This window comes from Desulfitibacter alkalitolerans DSM 16504 (assembly GCF_000620305.1).
Classification (GTDB): domain Bacteria; phylum Bacillota; class DSM-16504; order Desulfitibacterales; family Desulfitibacteraceae; genus Desulfitibacter; species Desulfitibacter alkalitolerans.
This window is the reverse complement of record NZ_KK211100.1, coordinates 797,480-815,476: the sequence shown is the minus strand read 5'-3', so window position 1 is coordinate 815,476 and position 17,997 is coordinate 797,480. Positions and strand designations below refer to the sequence as shown.

General features: G+C 37.8%; 17 protein-coding genes and 2 pseudogenes. 12 read left to right on the top strand and 7 right to left on the bottom strand.

Annotated features, from left to right (window positions below):
• Nucleotides 1–31: 31 nt before the first annotated feature.
• Nucleotides 32–460, bottom strand: coding sequence for a universal stress protein (locus tag K364_RS0109780; RefSeq protein WP_028307880.1), 429 nt, complete (start codon nt 458–460; stop codon nt 32–34).
• Nucleotides 461–539: 79 nt separating this feature from the next.
• On the bottom strand, nt 540–1,031 hold the full coding sequence (locus K364_RS0109775) for a rubrerythrin family protein (RefSeq protein WP_028307879.1): 492 nt from the start codon (nt 1,029–1,031) through the stop codon (nt 540–542).
• An 87-nt stretch (nt 1,032–1,118) separates the two neighbouring features.
• Between K364_RS0109775 and K364_RS25565 the strand changes: the two genes are divergently transcribed.
• Nucleotides 1,119–1,445 (top strand): DUF3784 domain-containing protein, encoded by a 327-nt coding sequence (locus tag K364_RS25565; RefSeq protein WP_051533934.1) that lies wholly within the window; start codon nt 1,119–1,121, stop codon nt 1,443–1,445.
• 19 nt (nt 1,446–1,464) lie between these two features.
• On the opposite strand, the gene K364_RS0109765 is transcribed toward K364_RS25565, so the two are convergent.
• Nucleotides 1,465–1,794 (bottom strand): DUF3784 domain-containing protein, encoded by a 330-nt coding sequence (locus tag K364_RS0109765; protein WP_028307878.1) that lies wholly within the window; start codon nt 1,792–1,794, stop codon nt 1,465–1,467.
• A 174-nt stretch (nt 1,795–1,968) separates the two neighbouring features.
• Between K364_RS0109765 and K364_RS0109760 the strand changes: the two genes are divergently transcribed.
• Nucleotides 1,969–2,523, top strand: a complete 555-nt coding sequence (locus tag K364_RS0109760) for a flavodoxin family protein (RefSeq protein ID WP_035268487.1) — start codon at nt 1,969–1,971, stop codon at nt 2,521–2,523.
• On the opposite strand, the gene speB is transcribed toward K364_RS0109760, so the two are convergent.
• On the bottom strand, nt 2,510–3,400 hold the full coding sequence (gene speB / locus K364_RS0109755) for an agmatinase (RefSeq protein ID WP_028307876.1): 891 nt from the start codon (nt 3,398–3,400) through the stop codon (nt 2,510–2,512). The two genes, K364_RS0109760 and speB, sit on opposite strands and share 14 nt — an antisense overlap.
• 102 nt (nt 3,401–3,502) lie before the next feature.
• Entirely contained in the window at nt 3,503–3,682 is a 180-nt protein-coding gene (locus K364_RS0109750; protein WP_028307875.1) for a hypothetical protein, read from the bottom strand.
• Between the two features lie 155 nt (nt 3,683–3,837).
• Between K364_RS0109750 and K364_RS0109745 the strand changes: the two genes are divergently transcribed.
• Together K364_RS0109745 and K364_RS0109740 are read left to right on the top strand one after the other, a co-directional pair.
• Complete coding sequence (locus K364_RS0109745) at nt 3,838–4,557, top strand: heparan-alpha-glucosaminide N-acetyltransferase (RefSeq protein WP_028307874.1); 720 nt, start codon at nt 3,838–3,840, stop codon at nt 4,555–4,557.
• 81 nt (nt 4,558–4,638) lie between these two features.
• Nucleotides 4,639–5,511, top strand: coding sequence for a class I SAM-dependent methyltransferase (locus tag K364_RS0109740; RefSeq protein ID WP_028307873.1), 873 nt, complete (start codon nt 4,639–4,641; stop codon nt 5,509–5,511).
• A gap of 61 nt (nt 5,512–5,572) precedes the next feature.
• On the opposite strand, the gene ablB is transcribed toward K364_RS0109740, so the two are convergent.
• Both ablB and kamA read right to left on the bottom strand, forming a co-directional pair.
• On the bottom strand, nt 5,573–6,487 hold the full coding sequence (gene ablB / locus K364_RS23490; RefSeq protein ID WP_051533933.1) for a putative beta-lysine N-acetyltransferase: 915 nt from the start codon (nt 6,485–6,487) through the stop codon (nt 5,573–5,575).
• Entirely contained in the window at nt 6,487–7,767 is a 1,281-nt protein-coding gene (gene kamA / locus K364_RS0109730; protein ID WP_242841677.1) for a lysine 2,3-aminomutase, read from the bottom strand. Before kamA ends, ablB begins: the two co-directional genes overlap by 1 nt.
• Before the next feature lie 336 nt (nt 7,768–8,103).
• On the opposite strand from kamA, the gene K364_RS0109725 reads away from it, so the two are divergent.
• The 8 genes and pseudogenes from K364_RS0109725 (at nt 8,104) to K364_RS0109685 (ending at nt 17,899) form a co-directional block, all read left to right on the top strand.
• On the top strand, nt 8,104–8,673 hold the full coding sequence (locus K364_RS0109725) for a flavodoxin family protein (protein WP_028307871.1): 570 nt from the start codon (nt 8,104–8,106) through the stop codon (nt 8,671–8,673).
• 120 nt (nt 8,674–8,793) lie between these two features.
• Nucleotides 8,794–10,548, top strand: a complete 1,755-nt coding sequence (locus K364_RS0109720) for a sigma-54 interaction domain-containing protein (RefSeq protein WP_028307870.1) — start codon at nt 8,794–8,796, stop codon at nt 10,546–10,548.
• A 318-nt stretch (nt 10,549–10,866) separates the two neighbouring features.
• A pseudogene (gene mtbB / locus K364_RS0109715) lies at nt 10,867–12,255 on the top strand ([dimethylamine--corrinoid protein] Co-methyltransferase).
• 15 nt (nt 12,256–12,270) lie between these two features.
• Nucleotides 12,271–12,924 (top strand): cobalamin B12-binding domain-containing protein, encoded by a 654-nt coding sequence (locus K364_RS0109705; protein WP_028307867.1) that lies wholly within the window; start codon nt 12,271–12,273, stop codon nt 12,922–12,924.
• 396 nt (nt 12,925–13,320) lie between these two features.
• A complete protein-coding gene (locus tag K364_RS0109700) occupies nt 13,321–14,304 on the top strand; it encodes a trimethylamine methyltransferase family protein (RefSeq protein WP_156946438.1) in 984 nt (327 codons plus the stop codon).
• Nucleotides 14,305–14,319: 15 nt separating this feature from the next.
• Nucleotides 14,320–14,793 (top strand): annotated as a pseudogene (locus K364_RS0109695) (trimethylamine methyltransferase family protein); the annotation flags it as partial.
• Between the two features lie 36 nt (nt 14,794–14,829).
• Nucleotides 14,830–16,269, top strand: coding sequence for a trimethylamine methyltransferase family protein (locus K364_RS0109690; protein WP_028307864.1), 1,440 nt, complete (start codon nt 14,830–14,832; stop codon nt 16,267–16,269).
• A gap of 31 nt (nt 16,270–16,300) precedes the next feature.
• The gene (locus tag K364_RS0109685; RefSeq protein WP_051533932.1) at nt 16,301–17,899 is read left to right on the top strand and encodes a BCCT family transporter; all 1,599 of its coding nucleotides are present in this window, start codon (nt 16,301–16,303) and stop codon (nt 17,897–17,899) included.
• Nucleotides 17,900–17,997: the final 98 nt, after the last annotated feature.

Here is a 17,997-nt window from a genome sequence, read left to right as displayed (position 1 = left end):
AAAATCTCCTGCCGCTGTTTTTTAGCATAGCTTACTTCACAACAAGCACGGGAATTTTACAACTTTGAACAACATAGTTGGCCACACTACCTATAAGGGCTCTCTTGATGCCTGTTAAACCCTTGCTTCCCATGACCACCATGTAATAGTCACCAGAGTTGGCAGTCTTGTTTATTTCCTCTGCAGGGTCACCCTCCTTGATCATTGTTGTAACCTCCAGCTTTTCTTTTTCAAAAAACTCCTTGTATTTTTCTACTATTTCCTGGGCCTGTTTTTTCTGTCTTTCCAATAATTCATCATAATAAAAATGTGTCCCACTCCAATGAATTGGAGCTGGAGCTGGTACTGCTACTGAGATTACAGTTATCTTGGCTGAAAGGGCTTTTGCCAGTTCCAGGGCCCTTTCGGCGGCCTTTTGGCCGGCTTCTGAACCATCTACAGCGACTAACATATTCTTCATTGCTAACGCCTCCTTGATTTTGGTTCTTGGTTATTGATTAAAACAACCCACATGAATAGTGGGCTGTGGGCTGCAATAGTTAATCTATCTTTCTAAATTTACTTGCAGGGGCATTACAAATAGAACATTTATCAGGTGCACTGTTTAAAACAATGTTTCCGCATACTTCACAAAGGAAGAATTCCATGTTTTCCTTCTGGTCAATATTTTCTAATGCCTTTTTAAACAAGTCTCCATGGACCTTTTCTGCTTCATTGGCAAGTTCAAATGACTTTTGCGCCTGCTTGTGGCCTTCCTTTTCGGCTTCTTCAATAAAATCTGGATACATCTTAGTGAATTCATATGTTTCACCTTCAACTGCAGCCTGGAGATTTTCCCTTGTAGATTTGATTTCGCCTAATATTCTTAAATGGGCATGGGCATGAATTGTTTCTGCTTCAGCAGTTGCCCTGAATAACTTGGCTACTGTGCCGTAACCATCTTCATCAGCTTTTTTTGCAAAGGCCAGGTATTTACGATTTGCCTGGGATTCCCCAGCAAAAGCTTCTTTTAAATTTTTTTCTGTACTCATTATTCACCCTCCATTATACTAAGATTATAGTTGTATATTATTTATACAATTTAATCCAACAAATGTCAAATTAGGCAGGTGGTTTTTTTGGATATTGAAAGACAACTTATTCTTGCTGGAGATGAGATTATTCTCATATTTACAGGCTTATTAGTATGTTTTTTGGGGTACCTAATCTGGATCAAGCAAAAGCTTGGATTACTTGCTGGTTATAAAGAGCGATTTATTAAAGACAAAAAGGGCTTAAGCAGTTTCATGGGCAAATGGCTTTTTACTATAGGGATTATAACAATCCTAATTCCTCTGGGAATAAGAATTTTTAACCAACACGTATGGTGGTTGTATGCCTCTATTATACTAATTGCAGCAATACGTATATATATTAGAATGCCATATTACTTGCGCAAAAAATAAATATATAGGGTATGTCATGCTACTGGCGTGGAGGCTTCTGAAAGCGCCTGTCATATTTCATATTTGCCCTGAAAACTGCAATAATACTATAGAATATTGCTATTCCAAAAATAATGGGCGGAGCATGGGGAATATGGATGAAGAAGGGTACAATAAAAAAAAGCACACCTAGTACCATGCATAGCCAGAAAATCTCCCGTGCCAGGCCCTCGGGATCTGTAATATTGCCTTTTTTGCTGCTGGCCTTGTAACCAGCCATTAAATTATACATTTTTTGAAAACGTATCAAGTACCCAATAATAAAAAACACAACTGCAATAAAATAAAATACTATCACAATAGACTGCACGGCAGCATCTTCCCCCTTTATGGTTTAAGTTTTGCTAAATATTATATCAAAATTTATTACACTATACATATGACAAGATAAAGTTTATAAGCTGCAGATCCAAGCAGCTTTGTTTGCTCCAAGATAGCTGCAATATCTATAAAGCTTATCAAAATTAATAGAAAGGTTGAGTTTATGAATATTTTAGGTATTGCCTGCAGCCCCAGGCCCAGGGGTAACAGTACAATTTTGCTGGATACAGCACTTGAATATTTGGCCCAGGCTGGAAACAAGACTGAAACTGTCAGCTTGAGAGAATTAGATTTTAAGCCTTGCATAGGCTGTGAAGCATGTTCCAAGACAGGCAAATGTATATTCAAGGATGATCTGGTGAGCCTTTTTCAAAAGATAGAGGATGCAGATAAAATAATAATAGCAGCACCAGTTTTTTCTATGAATATTAATGCCCTGGCCAAGGCCATGGTTGACAGGGCCCAAATGTACTGGGCCAGAAAATACGTTTTAAAGCATGCTGATAAGCCAACAAGGCCAGGCATGTTTATCTCAACTGCCGGCATGAATCTCCAGGGTGTACATGACTGTTCCAGAAAAACCATCAAGTATTTTTACAAAATGCTGGATGTGGAATATAAATTAGACTTTCTTGTAAGCAAGGTTGACGCACCAGGCGAAATTCTCTCTAAACCTGAGAAATTAAGTGAGCTTAAAGAAATACTTAAAGCTTTTTAGCTAAATGTCCGAGAATTTCTGTTATGGTTCTTTGAGCTGCAAAAGCTGTGATATCTGAACAGTCCAGGGGTGGCGAAAGCTCCACAATGTCCATGCCAATGAGGGGAAGCTCAGATAAAACTCTCAGCATTTCAAGTAGTTCCCGGGAGCTAATACCACCTGATTTGGGAGTTCCAGTTCCCGGTGCAAAGGCAGGATCTAATACATCAATATCAATTGTTAAATAAACCTTTTGCAGTGCAGACAGTTTTTCAGATACATGCTTGGCAATGCCAATTGCTCCCTTTTCAAAAATCTGTCGAGAATTATATATATTGATTTTTTTGTCCTTGATAAAGTCTAATTCTTGTGTTTCAAAGGATCTAATGCCAATAAAATATGTATTTTCTAATGAAAAGGAGTCAAGCTCCAGCCCCCTTCTAAGTGTACAGCCATGGGATAAGCTGTTTCCTTCCAATATGCTGCACAAATCCAGGTGGGCATCCAGGTGGACTATACCTACAGGTTCGCTGTATACCTTATTGACAGCCCTTAGTATGGGAATTGTAACTGAATGATCTCCACCAATAAAAATGGGAAATGTATTACCAAACAACCCAGCAGCTTTTTCTTCTACCTGCATAAAATAATTCTCTTGACCTAATCCTAAAGGTGACCAGTCCCCAATGTCCACAAGGGAAAGGCCTGATATGGGCTGACCATCCTCTGTAGATGGAGGGATATGATATGAAATGTCTCTCAGTCTTTGAGGAGCCAGGGCTGAGCCTTTTCTATAGCTGCTGGCCTCATCAAATGGGAGCCCAATAATTGTTACATCTGCTTCCTGGGGCTTGAGGTTAGGTTTATTAAGACCTCCCCATAGTTTATTTTCTTCCATTAACTAAAACCTCTCTTTAATAACTTAATATTTTGTCTATATTTTGTCCGGTCCAATTGTTTTGCAGATTTTGCATATTAGGGTTGGATTAGAAGGGTTGGATTAGAGCCTTCCGGTAATGTCTCTAATGACGTAAAAGCCAATTACAAACATCATAATCACATTAAAAATTGCTAAAAATGGCCTCGGGTCATATCCCTGGATGATGAGTAATAAGGCCAGGGGTACAAGGTTGCCAAAAGCAAATATCATAAAAAGCTGTTTATACTTTTTTTTGCGCATTAGCTGCTCTCCCTTCTTTTGTATTAGCATTATTATAACGCAAATATTGGAACTTGGGAAACTATCTAAGAACAACCTGGCTAAATTCGGCACATGGACTGCCATATGGTGTATAATACAATTAGCACGAATTAGATTGACGGGGTGGATAAACAATGTCTCAAGCAATGAATATGGGCAGGGTAGGGGAAATAGATTTTTTCAGGGGAATTGCTTTAATCCTTATGATTTTTTTTCATATCATCTGGGATTTGAATGAGTTTTATAATTTCCCTATTGAATACAGCACAGGTATTGTCTTTATCATAGGCAAGGCTGCAGCCTATCTGTTTATTATTATCACTGCCATTTCCTGCAGCTTCAGCAAGAACAACCGGAAGCGGGGAATGAAAATCCTGGCTGTTGCCATGGTCATTACCCTTGCAACATACATTTACGATCCGCAGGTATTTATTGCCTTTGGCATACTTCATTTCCTGGGAGTAAGTGTTCTATTATATCCTGTTTATAGAAAACTAAACAATTCTCTGCTGCTGCTGACTGGAACAATAATGATCCTGGTAGGACAGGCTATTTTAACAATACCCATGTCCCATGACTACTTACTATTTATTGGGCTTACCTCCCCCAGCTATTATGCCCTTGATTACTATCCACTCCTTCCCTATTCAGGCCTGTTTTTATATGGTATATTTCTAGCACGTATACTTTATCCTGAAAAAAGGAGTCTTTTCAGAATAAATCTGGAAAACAATCCTGTTTCAATGATTGGCAAAAAAACTTTAATAATCTATCTGCTGCATCAGCCTGTCATCCTGGCAGTGCTATATATCCTCCAACCAGGGGGACGGTTCTTCTGGCTAGTTTTTGGTTAGCTTTAGTAAGAATTAAAACAAACAGTTTTCTATTGAAGAATAAAAAAATAAGGTGTTATAGATAATACAGAGGTGAAAAAAATGGACATTGATATTAGAAAAGCAGAGTTTTGGGATTATGTATGGGAAAAAGCCAGAAGAAGATCAAGCTCAAAAATAGGTGCTGCAGGCTATCAGGAATATCCTGTTGATAGGTGGAATAAAAGGGCTGCTGGCTATGCAAAGCAAACCAGTGGAGAAACCAAGACCAGGAGATGGTTTTCTGTTATAGAGTTTTTCTCAAAATGCAGCCTTGAGATTACTCCGGGCATGAAAATACTGGATATTGGGTCTGGCCCTGGAAGCTTTGCCATACCTTTTGCTGAAATGGGGGCCCAGGTATGGGCTTTAGACCCTGCTGAAAATATGATTGAGATTTTGGAAAAAGAAGCTGCCAAAAGAAACCTTACCAGTATTCAAACCTTTACTGAGAAATGGGAAGATATTGATTTGCAATCCATGGGCTGGTTTAAAAATTTTGACCTTGTTTTTGCTTCCATGTCTCCAGGAATTAACAGTCTGGATACCATTAAGAAAATGCTTGATGCATCAAAGTCTTACTGCTATATAAGCAGCTTTGCTGGACCGAGAAAATATCCCCTTCAGGAGACAATAGCCAGGGAGATATTAGGAGAGGATTACAAAACCTACACACCAGACATTATATATCCTTTTAATATTGTGTATGCAATGGGCTACCTGCCCAATGTACTTTTTGAAGAAAATTATAGTGAAAGAGAGGTTGATCTGGAGGACGTTTACCAGGAGATCATTACTCATATTGCCATGTATACCCAGATCACCCCGGAAGTCCAGGCCACTGTAGAAAACTATCTCCAAAAAAACAAAAATACAGAAAATAAGGTTGTAAAGAAAACCAAGAGTCGTATAGGCATGCTTTTATGGCAGGTGTAGATATTTACCTGCCGCTTTTTCTAATGGCGTGGTCACCCTGTGAAGTAGATTAATAAATATACTAATGAAGTAAAACAAGCTCTTTCGCCCACAAGTTCATATTCTCAAAATTATTACATATATGGCAATTATTTATAAATTTTCCCTGCTGGTTATAGCCAAATTTATAAAAAACTATATTCATTCCCTTTGATAAGGCTCTGGTAAGACTATAAAGTGTAATAATACCACGACTAGCCATTTCTTTTTCAAGTTCACTTATTAGTACGCTAACAAGGCCATTGCTCCTAAACCTTGGATGTGTGGCACAGTCAGTTATCTCAGCATTTAGATTTTTTAAATCCATTTCTGCTGACGCTGCACTAACAATCTTCCCTTTCCAAAGGATGGTTTTAAAGATAACATTATTGTCCATTACCATATCTAAGTAGGCTGGATCCTTTAAAGGAGTTGGATAAGTACTAAAAACCTCATCATATAATTTTATAAGTTCAGTTATATCAGTTTTTGCAGCTGTCTTAACAGAATAACCGGTTGGAGGAAGCACCCCTTTTAACGGCTTAACCTTGCTTTTTAAAATATTTTCAATGATTTCATTTTCTTTATGTATTGTATTACTTGTTTGTCTTTTAGAAGTCATAAACCTGGACATGCAGAATACAGGGCTGCCTTTAAAGTAGGTTCTCATTTGACCTTCTAATAAATAACCTGCAGCTTGAAGCTTCTCCCAATCCTTTTCTCGTGCATTAAACAGAATTTTGCTTAGGTTATTTTCCTTTCCCATGAAATCCAGGTAATCTATTAGAGAAGATAGTTTAGAATACTCATAATCTAGCACCTTGATACGTTCATTAGTATAGTCAAGAAACTCAGATACCTGAAAATCTTCATTTGTTTTATTAAAAAGCACTCCATGGAGTTTCCCATAAAATTTTGTTTTAGTTTCCTTATCAAAAATTATCTCTTCAATTTTCATTAGTGAAATCTTTCCTTTCGTTTTTCTCTTAGGTTCCCCCTGGGAACCAGGTTTAATTTACGGTTATTGAGCAGTTTTTCAATACCAACCATGGTACTGCGTGGTGAATATTGGCATTCTTCACAAGCTTCACAGCTGCTGGTTTTATTTTTTGGTTCTGTATAAGCTGTAATTACCCCTTCATAATTTCTTAAGATGACTTTTTCATCTGACTGGGAAATAAGGTATTGGGGCATCACTGGTATTTTTCCTCCACCACCAGGGGCATCAACCACATATGTAGGTACAGCTAATCCAGAGGTATGACCTCTCAAAAGTTCAATAATTTCAATCCCCTTGGCAACAGAAGTTCTAAACTGCTCCAGGCCTGATGACAGGTCACATTGATATATGTAGTATGGTCTAATCCGCATTTGAAGAAGCTTATGGTTTAGTTCTTTAATAATATAAGGGCAGTCATTAACGCCTTTTAAGAGCACAGTTTGGTTTCCCAGGGGAATACCGGCATCAGCAAGCATTGAACAGGCGCTAACTGCTGCTTCAGTAATCTCTTTAGAATGGTTAAAGTGTGTATTTAGATAAACTGGATGGTGTTTCTTAATAGTATTACACAAATTACTGGTAATACGCTGGGGCATGACAACAGGTGTTCTAGTGCCAATCCTTATTATTTCTACATGAGATATCTCCCGTAATTTTCCCAGTAAATAGTCTAATTTTTTGTCGGATATACAAAGGCTATCCCCACCTGACAATATAACATCACGGATCATGGGGGTCTGGCGAATGTATTCTAGTGCATCTTCTATTTGTTTAGAGGGCATGGATTTATCATGGGTTCCTGCAAGGCGTTTACGGGTACAATGCCTACAGTACATTGAACACTGGTCAGTTACAAGAAATAATACCCTGTCAGGATATCTATGAGTTAGGCCAGGCACAGGGGAATCTATATCCTCATTGAGTGGGTCCTCAAGGTCATATTCCCCGTCTTGTAATTCCAAAGACACCGGTACTGCCTGTCTTCTTACAGGACAGGTAGGATCATTGGGATCCATAAGAGAAGCATAATATGGTGTAATAGCCATCCTCAAGCTTTCAAGGGCCCTGTTAATGCCTTCCTCTTCTTTCCTGGTGAGGTTTATAACTTCTTTTAATTCATGAATAGATGTGATGCGGTTTTTTAGCTGCCACTGCCAGCTATTCCATTTCTCTAAAGGAACATGTCTCCATATTTTTATAGAGTTGTGTTCTTTTCCATTGGCGAAAGTCTTCATCATAAAAACCTCCATTATACTGTCTTCTAAACTTTCTTCATAAGGCATGATATAATTTTTAATAGCACCATTTAACACTTATGCCAGGGATAAACTTAATTATAAAAGATAAGCTTGTTGTGAATTTTTCCATAGTATATCCTGCCCTACATAATTTACTCTGACAAGATTTACTTTCTACAAATTATTCTATTTTTACAAGGAAAGCATAAGATATTTTTATGATTCAGCAAAGTTTAACAAATTAGCAATAACAAATAAATAATCATACCTGACATTTGAATGTTAGCTGCAATGTGATAAAATGTGGACATACCAAAAAAAGTCAGGAGGTTGAATATGGCTAAAGTAGTATTACTTTCAGGAAGCCCAAAGAAAAATGGTAACACAATGCAGATAATGATGGAGTGCGAAAAAACTATCCAGGAAAATGGGCTTGAAACTGAGATTATATCTCTAGCAGGTAAAAAAATTGACGCCTGTATAGCCTGTAGAAAGTGTACCGAGTTGAAAAAATGTGTTTTAGATGATGGCCTAAATGAAATACTGGAAAAGGTAAAAGAAGCAGAAGGCTTTATTATTGGCGCCCCTGTATATTTTGGCACAGCCAGGGGTGACTTAATGAATGTCATTCAAAGAATTGGCATGGTCTCCTATGGTACCGACAGATTCCTATCCTGGAAGGTAGGAGGACCCATTGCTATTGCACGTCGTGGAGGTTTATCTACTACATATCAAGAGATGCTCATGTTTTATTTTATAAATGAAATGATTGTACCAGGCTCCACCTACTGGAATATAGTTTTTGGAAAAGCACCCGGCGAGGCCCTTGAGGATAAAGAAGGAGTGGAAACGGTAAAAAGATTTGCCGGTAATGTGGCGAAGCTGATAAAAAAGATAAATGGATAAATAGATAAGTACCTAAGGCTAGTAGTATGGAAATTATCTTAGGTACTTTTTTACCAAAATCTAAATATTTTGTAGCAGATAAGGGTAATTTCTTTGAATTAACAGGGGGTCAAATTAAATATGACTAATGTTCTTGATTTTAGAAACAAGGAGTTTTTTATATTTTCCCAAAATTTAAAATTTAAGGAAGCCCTAGCTCAAGTTTTAATTGATCCAATAAAGAGCTATGCATTATGTATTGAAGACGGGAAAGTTATGGCGGTGTACTCAACACATAAGCTCATGGCAAGTTTTATAATGTGTTCAAAAATAAATGAACATACAGAAATAAATCAAATAGCAACCGGTGAGGAGTTTACTGTAGTTAATAAAAAAGAAGTTGAAAGTAAACTCAGTCAATTAGAAAATGGGAAATTAATTGTTGTTGTTAATGAACATCAATACCCAATTGGGATCATTAAAAAACCAGAAATTTTAAAACATTATAGTGAACTATTGCAACAGCTAGAGCAGAGAAATCATTTCTATCAAAAAATTATTAATTCCTTCGAGGAGGAAATTTTAATCACTGATAAAGATGGTTTTGTTCGATTTTTAAATCCTGAATCAGCAAGAGTATGTGGAGTAAAGATTGAAGATGTCCTTAATAAACATGTTGCACATCTTGAACAAGAAAAAATTATTTCTTCTAGTATTACAATGAAAGTTCTTAGTACTAAGAGAAAAGAAAATAGTTTACAAAAATTAAAAAATGGAACCACCGTCCTTGCTACTGGAGTTCCTGTATTTGATGAAGATATGAATTTAGTCTATGTAATTTGCACCTCTAAAAATGTTCAGGAAATAAACAAACTACATGAAGAAATTGCGAAGAAAGATAATGAATTAAAGCACAAGAATCAGGAAATCAAAATGCTCCGAGAGAGAATATATATTGAAGATAAGTTTGTTTGCGAAAGTGAAGAAATGAAGCACATTAAAGAAACGATTATGAAAATAGCACCAACTAGTGTAACAGTAATGGTGCAGGGTGAATCAGGCGTGGGAAAAGAAGTTATTACTAGATTACTACATGACTTAAGTCATAGAAATAAATATCCTTTAGTTAAGGTAAACTGTGGATTGATCCCAGAAAACTTATTAGAATCAGAACTTTTCGGGTACGAAAGTGGAGCTTTTACCGGTGCTAATCAAAAAGGTAAAACTGGTAAATTTGAACTTGCACAAAAGGGAACTTTATTTCTGGATGAAATTGGGGAAATGTCTTTAGGCCTACAGGTAAAGCTTTTAGAATTTTTACAGGACCGAGAGATAATTAGAGTTGGCGGAACAAAAAGAATCAAAATAGATACCCGTGTCATTGTAGCGACTAACAGGGATCTGAAAGCTATGGTGAAAGCAAAAAAATTTCGTCAAGATTTATTTTATAGGCTTAATGTTATTCCAATAAAAGTTCCTCCTTTAAGAGAACGAACAGCTGATATTATACCTCTGACAGAGTTTTTCTTGAATAGATTAAATAAACAATATAATACAAACAAGAAGCTATCTTTCGAAGTTATACAAATTCTGCATAAGTATGAGTGGCCTGGAAATGTTAGAGAGTTAATGCACGTATTAGAAAGATTGGTCTTGACCAGTAATAGTGAAATTATAAGTGATGAATTGATATCAGGAGTGCTAACTGGGGAGATTATGTCAAAGGGTAGGGTCATTTGTAGTGGGCTTTTTCCTCTAAAAGAGGCCAAGAGGGATTTGGAAATGCAAATGGTGTCTACGGCATACGAACTATATAAATCTACCTACAAAGCAGCAAAAGTTCTGCAAATCGACCAATCCACCGTAGTTAAAATTCTAAAAAAGTATAAGCAATGATTATTTTCATCGGCAATGATTATATTCATTGCCGATAGATGTAGTTGAGCTTGCGGTTTTGAATTTAGCAAAAGAAGAGCAATGAAAAATTTCATTACTCTTCTTTTTTGTATCATTAATTATTCATAAAATTCATTAAAAGACAAGAATGGCATAGATTTTGCTGTAAAGAAAGATAATGAACTTGTGCGTGGAAATCAAGAAGCTAAAGGGGGATTGCACATACATAGGCCTAATATGGAAGGAAAGATACAAATATTCTAAATACGGACCCCAAAATGCATTATATATTGGCAATTAATCTTCGAGGGAGGTACGGTGGTGAAAAAATATTTGACACGTTATGGTGACAATTATGCTGGCTACATGAGTGAAAGCCAAATTAAGTCAGATATAGAAAGTGGTGTGCATGATGCAGCTGAGAGGGGCAATATCCCTCCATTAACTCAAGATGAAATGGACTATCTCTATGATATTATTATTAGCCCACAAAAAATTGTATCTGTGGAGCCAGGGAATGAAGTTGTAGTATCCTTTGATGCTGGCACGCTAAAACTGCCTGTCAGAAATGGTATTCCTATGGATAGGCTACAGGCCATATTAACTCAAGAAAGGGCATTGGCATCTGATAGTATAGAACTCTGCCATGTGGATTATAGCTACAAGCCGGTTAAGTCTATAGTTAGTGAAGAAAAACAATCCATGGAGCAGGTGCAATTAATGACTACTCTTCCTGTACTTTATGGTGCAATGCCTAATTTAGGCCTTTATACAATACCCGATGGCCCGGTTGGCAATTGGTCTGAATTACTACCTGCAGGTAAGATAGACGAGGCCAGGGACGCTCAAAATGAAGCAATACAACATGCAATTCGAGATATTGTTTTTGTAGCCTCTAATATGATTGAAAGCGGAGCTGATGGCATTAATTTAGATACAGTTGGTGCCTCTGGTGATGCAGATGTCAAAGCGAGCTTGGAAGCCGTAAGATTATTAAAAGTAAAATATCCGCATGTAGGCTTTGAAATAGGTATGGCTGGAGAGTTTAATATGGGCATGCATGGGCAGTTGGAGTTTGATGGACAAAGAATAGCAGGTTTATATCCCCACGAACAGGTAAAAATGGCTGAAAAATCTGGAGCATCCATATTTGGCATTGCAATTAACACCAATAGCTCCAAGTCACTAGCCTGGAACTTAGCACGAGTTTGTACATTTGCTAAAGAAACAGTAAAGGTTTCCAAAGTGCCCGTACATGCAAATGTAGGAATGGGTGTTGGGGGAATACCTTTGTCCCTAATACCTTCAGCTGATGCCGTTTCCAGAGTTGACAAAGCACTGATTGAAATAAGCAAAATAGACGGTTTGTAGGTAGGGGCAGGAGATACTTTCGGGATGGCTGTTACTCATGAAGCCACTGCTGGTATGGGTGGTATTCGGACAGCTGGAGATCTAGTTTTCCGAATGCAGTTGGCAGGCATGAAAATTAACGAGGCAAAAGTTTTCGTGGCAGAAAAATTAAAGGTTGGCGTGGAGGATCTCGCTGACTGTGCAGTCATGAAAGATTGTCGTGAAGACTTGAACATAGGAACCACTCAAAGCCGTCCTAATGCTGGGATAGGAATACAAACTAAGTTCCGCATTGCTGATATACTAGGAATATCCATAAGTAGTGTTGAAAAATTTAAGAAAGAAGCAGGGATCTAGATGGGGGGCGATTATATGGGTAAAAGTACAATAATAGATGAAGCAATTGAAAGTATATTTAAGTTCGATGAGAATGCTGCTATTGAAATTGCTAAAAAGGGTTTGAATGAAGGCTTGGATCCCATAGAATTACTTACAGAAGGTTTTAGTGTAGGCATACGAAAAGTTGGTGACCTCTTTGGGCGGGGCCAAGTTTTTCTTCCAGAACTTATGCTGTCTGCTGAGGTGATGAAAAAAGTCACAGAATTATGTGATGAGGCTGTTAGAACGAAAGGTAGTGAAAGTAGAAAAAAGGGACTTATGATTATGGCAACTGTTGAGGGAGATGTCCATGATATTGGTAAGGGTATTGTAATCTCACTAATTAAGACCCAAGGCATTGAGGTTATTGATTTAGGGAGAGATGTTCCAGTATCTAAGATTATTGAAAAGGCTCTAAGTTATAAAGCGGATTTAATAGGAACATCCGCACTTTTGACTACCACTTTAATGGAACAAAAGAAACTGGAGGATGAATTAAAGAAACACAATGTCCGTGAAAGATTTAAAACTTTAGTTGGGGGAGCCCCTGCCACTCAGCGCTGGGCTGATAGAATCGGTGCGGATGCTTTTGGAGAAGATGCTGCTGATGCAGTAAAAAAGGCTTTGGAGCTGTTGAAACTAGAGTAAAAATCAAGCAGATTGCATTCACTTAAGAAAATATTATAAAGCAATATTCTTACAGGGAGAAAATAATGCTAATTACAGGGGAATTGATTAATACCAGTCGTAAAGCAATTAGATCAGTTGAAAATTAAGATGAGGAGTAAATAAAAAGAATTGCTTTAGAACAGGTTAAAGCTGGTGCCCATAATGTTGTTATCAACTGCGGAACTCATGGAAACAACAAAATAGGAGTTTAGAAATACTACTGCTGCCAACCATTGATTATTTGAATTTTTTTGAGTAGAAATTAATGGAAAACAACCAAAAAAATTTAGAAAATTTAAAACAAAGAAAAAATTATGAACTTGGGTCTTAGTATAAGCTTTAGATCCATAATTCCAATTGGTAGGGGGGATAGTTTTGAAACGCAACTTAAGAGCTGGAATGGAAGGTTTCTCTGGTTTTGGCTTAAGTGGACTTACGAATGATGAATTGTATGAAATTCATTTAGCTAGTTTAGAGATTCTACAGCATACCGGAATTAAAGTCGAGTCTGAAGAAGCTTTAGAGATTTTTGATGGTGGTGGTGCAATTGTTGATAAAAATACTAAGGCTGTGAAATTTTCACCCTATATAGTAGAAGATGCCATTAGATCTGCCCCAAGTAAAATACTATTAGCTGGAAGAAACCCCAAAAACGATGTTGTACTTGAAGGCAAAAGAGTACATTTTACTAATTTTGGTGAGGGATTAATGGTAATTGACCCTTACACCGGAGAATACAGACCTTCAACCAAAAAGGATGTGGCAAATTCCGCTTTATTAGCTGACGCTTTAGATGGTATAGATGTCTATGAAAGGGCTGTGGATGCAAGAGATGCATATGCTGAAGTAGGGGTATTGCATGAAGCGGAGGCTTTTTTACCTAATACTACAAAACCATGCTTTATGGGTCCCGGAAATGCAAGGTTAGCCGAAAAGTTATTAGAAATGGTTGCCCTTGTTGCTGGTGGCAAAGACAAATTAAAGGACAGACCATTGATAAGTTTTATTGCCTGCCCAAGCAGCCCTTTGCAGCTTTGTAATCATTGCTGTGAGGTGATTATTTATGCAGCCAGAACAGGGGTGCCCATGAATATATTATCCATGGCAATGGCAGGTGCTTCCTCTCCTATTACCTTAGCCGGAACACTTGCTGCACATAACGTTGAGGTTCTAGGAGGTTTGATTCTGCATCAAATGACCTCCAAGGGTGCACCGGCAATATATGGCAGTTCATCTACCATAATGGATCTTAGGCATGCTACAGCCCCAGTGGGAGCTCCCGAGTTAGGTATGATAAATGCAGGAGTTGCTAAACTGGCACAATACTATCTTCTGCCTAGCTTTGTAGCTGGAGGATAGGCTGATAGCAAGGTTGTTGATGCCCAATCTGGTTACGAGAAGACTATCACTGGCATTCTCCCCGCTTTGGCAGGAGCCAATTTAATATATGGTTTAGGAATGCTTGAATTAGGAATGACCTTTAGCTATGCTCAATTGGTAATAGATAATGAAATAGCAAAAATGATTAAGAAGGTTCTTCAGGGGATTATGGTCAATGATGATACGCTAGCAGTAGATGTCATTAAGCAGGTAGGTGCCGGCGGTGACTTCTTAATGCAGCAGCACACCATTGAACGGATGAAAAGTGAGCAATCTCAATCAAAGCTATTCGATAGGAAAATGAGAGATAACTGGCTTTCCGAAGGAGGAAAGGATGTTGCAACTAAGGCTAATGACTTGGCTATTCACATCTTGCAAAATCATAAGCCAGAGGCTTTACCAGCGAATGTTATATCTGGAATGCGTAGTATTGTCGAGAGTGCTGAAGAAGATTTTAGAAAAAAGTAAACGGGCTTTATTAAAAATGACAGGGGGAGAAATATTGTGAAATTTCTAGAATATTTACACGAAAATCAAGTCAAAAAGATGCATGAAGCAACCCTGCGATTGTTAGAAGAATTAGGTATTGATGCACCAGACAGTCAGTTTAGGTCGGTTTTACTCGAAAATGGTTGTAAACTTAAAAATGGCAGGGTAGCATTTCCGCCTGATATAGTAGAAAAGTACTTAAAGCTGGTACCCAGTAAATTCAGTTTGTTTAGTAGAGACAAGGAAACAGTCTTGGAGATTGGTAGTAAAAGTGCTTACTCTCAGACTTGTAGTGGAACACCTTATATTTTAGATGTCCACACAAGCAACATAAGAAACTACCTGATGCAGGATCTGGCGGATATGTCCAGGCTAGCAGATTCCCTGCCTAACATCAATATTGTTTGTTGTGGATTGCCAAAGGATATAGATCCAGATATTTACATGCTTTCAGAAATAGTCAACATGTTAAGAAATACTAAAAAACCTTTAAGGCTACCTATTGAATCAGCTGAGGATTTAGATGCTATTGTACGGGTTTTAGAAGTTGTGTTTGGCGATCGTGAAGAAATTAAGCAGAACCCAACCTTGTATTTAGAAATTTCCCCTATAAGTCCTCTAGAATTTCCAAAGGAGCAGGGTGAAGGAATTATTAAATTGGCTGAAATGGGAATACCAATTGGCATAATTCCTTGTAACATGATGGGAGCAACAGGACCTATGACATTAGTAGGCTCTGTTGTACAGCAAAACGCTGAGGTTGTTGCTGGAATGGTAGCCGGTCAGATGGCTAACCCGGGTATACCAATGATTATGTCACCACGTGTTACATTCATGGATATGAAAACTGGTGTTGGTTTATGGTCCGCCCCTGAATTAGGTATAGCTGGAGCCTGCTCTGCTTCTTTAGCGAACTATTACAACGTTCCAGTTTCGGTCACGGGATTTTCATCTGCAGCAAAGGTAACTGACTATCAAAGCGGATATGAAAGATGTTATAACGGGCTTTTAGGTGCACTAATGGGGGCAGATGTTTTGGCGGCGGCTGGATCGTTAGATAATGCAATGATATCAAGTTATGTACAATTGGTCATGGATGATGAATTGACTTCAATGCTTCAAAGAACAATAAAAGGTACTGAAGTGAATGATGATACATTAGCAGTAGAAATTGTACGAGAAATAGTAGAAAAAGATATATGCTTTTTAGAGCATGAACACACGATTAAATACTTAAGGAAGGGGGAATTGTGGGAGCCCACAATTAGTAATCGTGCAAGTTATGAAATATGGCAGAAAAACAAAGATACTGCAGAAACCAAGGCAAAGGAAAAAGTTATATCAATTTTACAATCAGAAAAGGAACCTATACTTGATAAACATATGAATGAAGAAATTGAAAGAATTATGTCTAGTGCAAAAAAGGCTGCTCTGGCAAAAAAGAAAGTTGTTTAACAAAATACAAAAAAAAGAGAGGAGTGAAACCATGAAAAAATTTCAGATGGATCACCAAATGTTTTGGCCTATCTTAATATTTTTACTGGCGGTGGCTATACCCATAAGTATTAATCCAGAAAAAGGTGGTCAGATATTAAATGCTGTCCTGGGTTTTACCACTAGTAAATTAGGTTGGTTGTTTTTAGCCTACACTATAGGGATATTTTTCTTCCTGTTATGGTTGGCCTTTGGGCGGTATGGCAACGTTAAGCTGGGTGAACCCGATGATGAACCCGAATTTAATTATTTTACTTGGGTATCAATGCTCTTTTGTAGTGGAATTGGTGCATCATTAATATACTGGTCAATAATAGAGCCAATTTACTATTACCAAGGGCCGCCTTTTGGAATAGAACCGGGTTCTACTGTTGCAGTAGAATGGGGAGCAATGTATGGTATGTTTCACTGGGGATTTTCAGCATGGGCCATCTATGCCATTCCCACGCTGCCTATAGCTTATGCCATGTATGTAAGGAAGCTGCCAAATCTAAGAATGAGTACAGCTTGTAGTGGTTTAATTGGTGAACACTCTAATGGTATTGCAGGTAAAGTTATAGATACAATGGCCATGTTTGGTATAGTTGGTGGTGTTGCTACAGTTCTTGGACTTGGAGTTCCAATGATTGCAACTATAATGGGAGAACTGTTTAATATACAGTCATCCTTCTTGCTGCAGATAATAGTCATTATTATCTGGACTGGTATAATTGCGGTTAGTATGTGGCTTGGTCTCCAAAAGGGTATAGCTAAGCTTGCTAACTTTACAGTGATAATTTGTTTAGTATTTGTGGGTTATGTTTTGCTTGTGGGGCCAACTATTTTTATTTTAGATCTTTTTTCCAATAGTTTGGGTTTATTACTTAATAACTTTTTTATGATGAGTTTATGGACTGATCCCATATTAAAAGGCGGATTTCCGGAAGGCTGGACTGTGTTTTACTGGGCATGGTGGCTTGCTCTTGCTCCTTTAATGGGTATGTTCGTAGCAAAAATATCAAAAGGACGTACCATAAAAGAATTAGTTGTTGCAGAACTAGTCTGGGGTACCTTGGGATGTTGGATATACTTCGCCGTTTTTGGTGGATACAGCTTGCACTTACAAATCAATAACATTATACCTTTAGCTTCTTTATTATCGCAAAGCGGTGCTCCTGTAGCTATTCTAGCAGTTTTTAAGTCATTGCCCTTAGCGGGGCTTGTCTTGCCGGTGGTTCTAGTCATATGGTTTGTTTTTTCAGGCACAACATTCAATTCGGCAGCATATACCCTGGCAAGTGGAACCACTAAAAACCTAGAAGGGGATGAGGAACCAGTTGCCTGGTTCAGGTTACTATGGGCATTTATTATTGGCGTGGTTGCAATGGCATTATTAGCAGTTGGTAGTCTAAGTGCAGTTCAAGTTTCCTCTGTTGTATTGACTGTGCCACTTATACCCATATTTATTATAATGATTATTTCTTTTATGAAGTGGTTGAAAGAAGACCATGGACCAGCCCTGGCACCAGTAAAGCGAGGATTTAAATATAGTAAAACACAGGGTGTACAAGAACAGCAAGTAAATATGGATGGTAACAAAATTGATATCTAACTAGTTTTGACTTTTATAAACAGATTTATTTAATTCAGATGGATTTCCTGCCTTAATTCAAGTAAATCATTATCCAAGGCTTACGCCAATAGCCTGCA

What these genes read in the sequence shown, in the direction of transcription:
- K364_RS0109780 (WP_028307880.1), bottom strand. Translation starts at nt 460, where the DNA reads ATGAAGAATATGTTAGTCGCTGTAGATGGTTCAGAAGCCGGCCAAAAG.
- K364_RS0109775 (WP_028307879.1), bottom strand. Translation starts at nt 1,031, where the DNA reads ATGAGTACAGAAAAAAATTTAAAAGAAGCTTTTGCTGGGGAATCCCAG.
- K364_RS0109760 (WP_035268487.1), top strand. Translation starts at nt 1,969, where the DNA reads ATGAATATTTTAGGTATTGCCTGCAGCCCCAGGCCCAGGGGTAACAGT.
- speB (WP_028307876.1), bottom strand. Translation starts at nt 3,400, where the DNA reads ATGGAAGAAAATAAACTATGGGGAGGTCTTAATAAACCTAACCTCAAG.
- K364_RS0109750 (WP_028307875.1), bottom strand. Translation starts at nt 3,682, where the DNA reads ATGCGCAAAAAAAAGTATAAACAGCTTTTTATGATATTTGCTTTTGGC.
- K364_RS0109745 (WP_028307874.1), top strand. Translation starts at nt 3,838, where the DNA reads ATGTCTCAAGCAATGAATATGGGCAGGGTAGGGGAAATAGATTTTTTC.
- K364_RS0109740 (WP_028307873.1), top strand. Translation starts at nt 4,639, where the DNA reads ATGGACATTGATATTAGAAAAGCAGAGTTTTGGGATTATGTATGGGAA.
- ablB (WP_051533933.1), bottom strand. Translation starts at nt 6,487, where the DNA reads ATGAAAATTGAAGAGATAATTTTTGATAAGGAAACTAAAACAAAATTT.
- kamA (WP_242841677.1), bottom strand. Translation starts at nt 7,767, where the DNA reads ATGATGAAGACTTTCGCCAATGGAAAAGAACACAACTCTATAAAAATA.
- K364_RS0109725 (WP_028307871.1), top strand. Translation starts at nt 8,104, where the DNA reads ATGGCTAAAGTAGTATTACTTTCAGGAAGCCCAAAGAAAAATGGTAAC.
- K364_RS0109720 (WP_028307870.1), top strand. Translation starts at nt 8,794, where the DNA reads ATGACTAATGTTCTTGATTTTAGAAACAAGGAGTTTTTTATATTTTCC.
- K364_RS0109705 (WP_028307867.1), top strand. Translation starts at nt 12,271, where the DNA reads ATGGGTAAAAGTACAATAATAGATGAAGCAATTGAAAGTATATTTAAG.
- K364_RS0109685 (WP_051533932.1), top strand. Translation starts at nt 16,301, where the DNA reads ATGAAAAAATTTCAGATGGATCACCAAATGTTTTGGCCTATCTTAATA.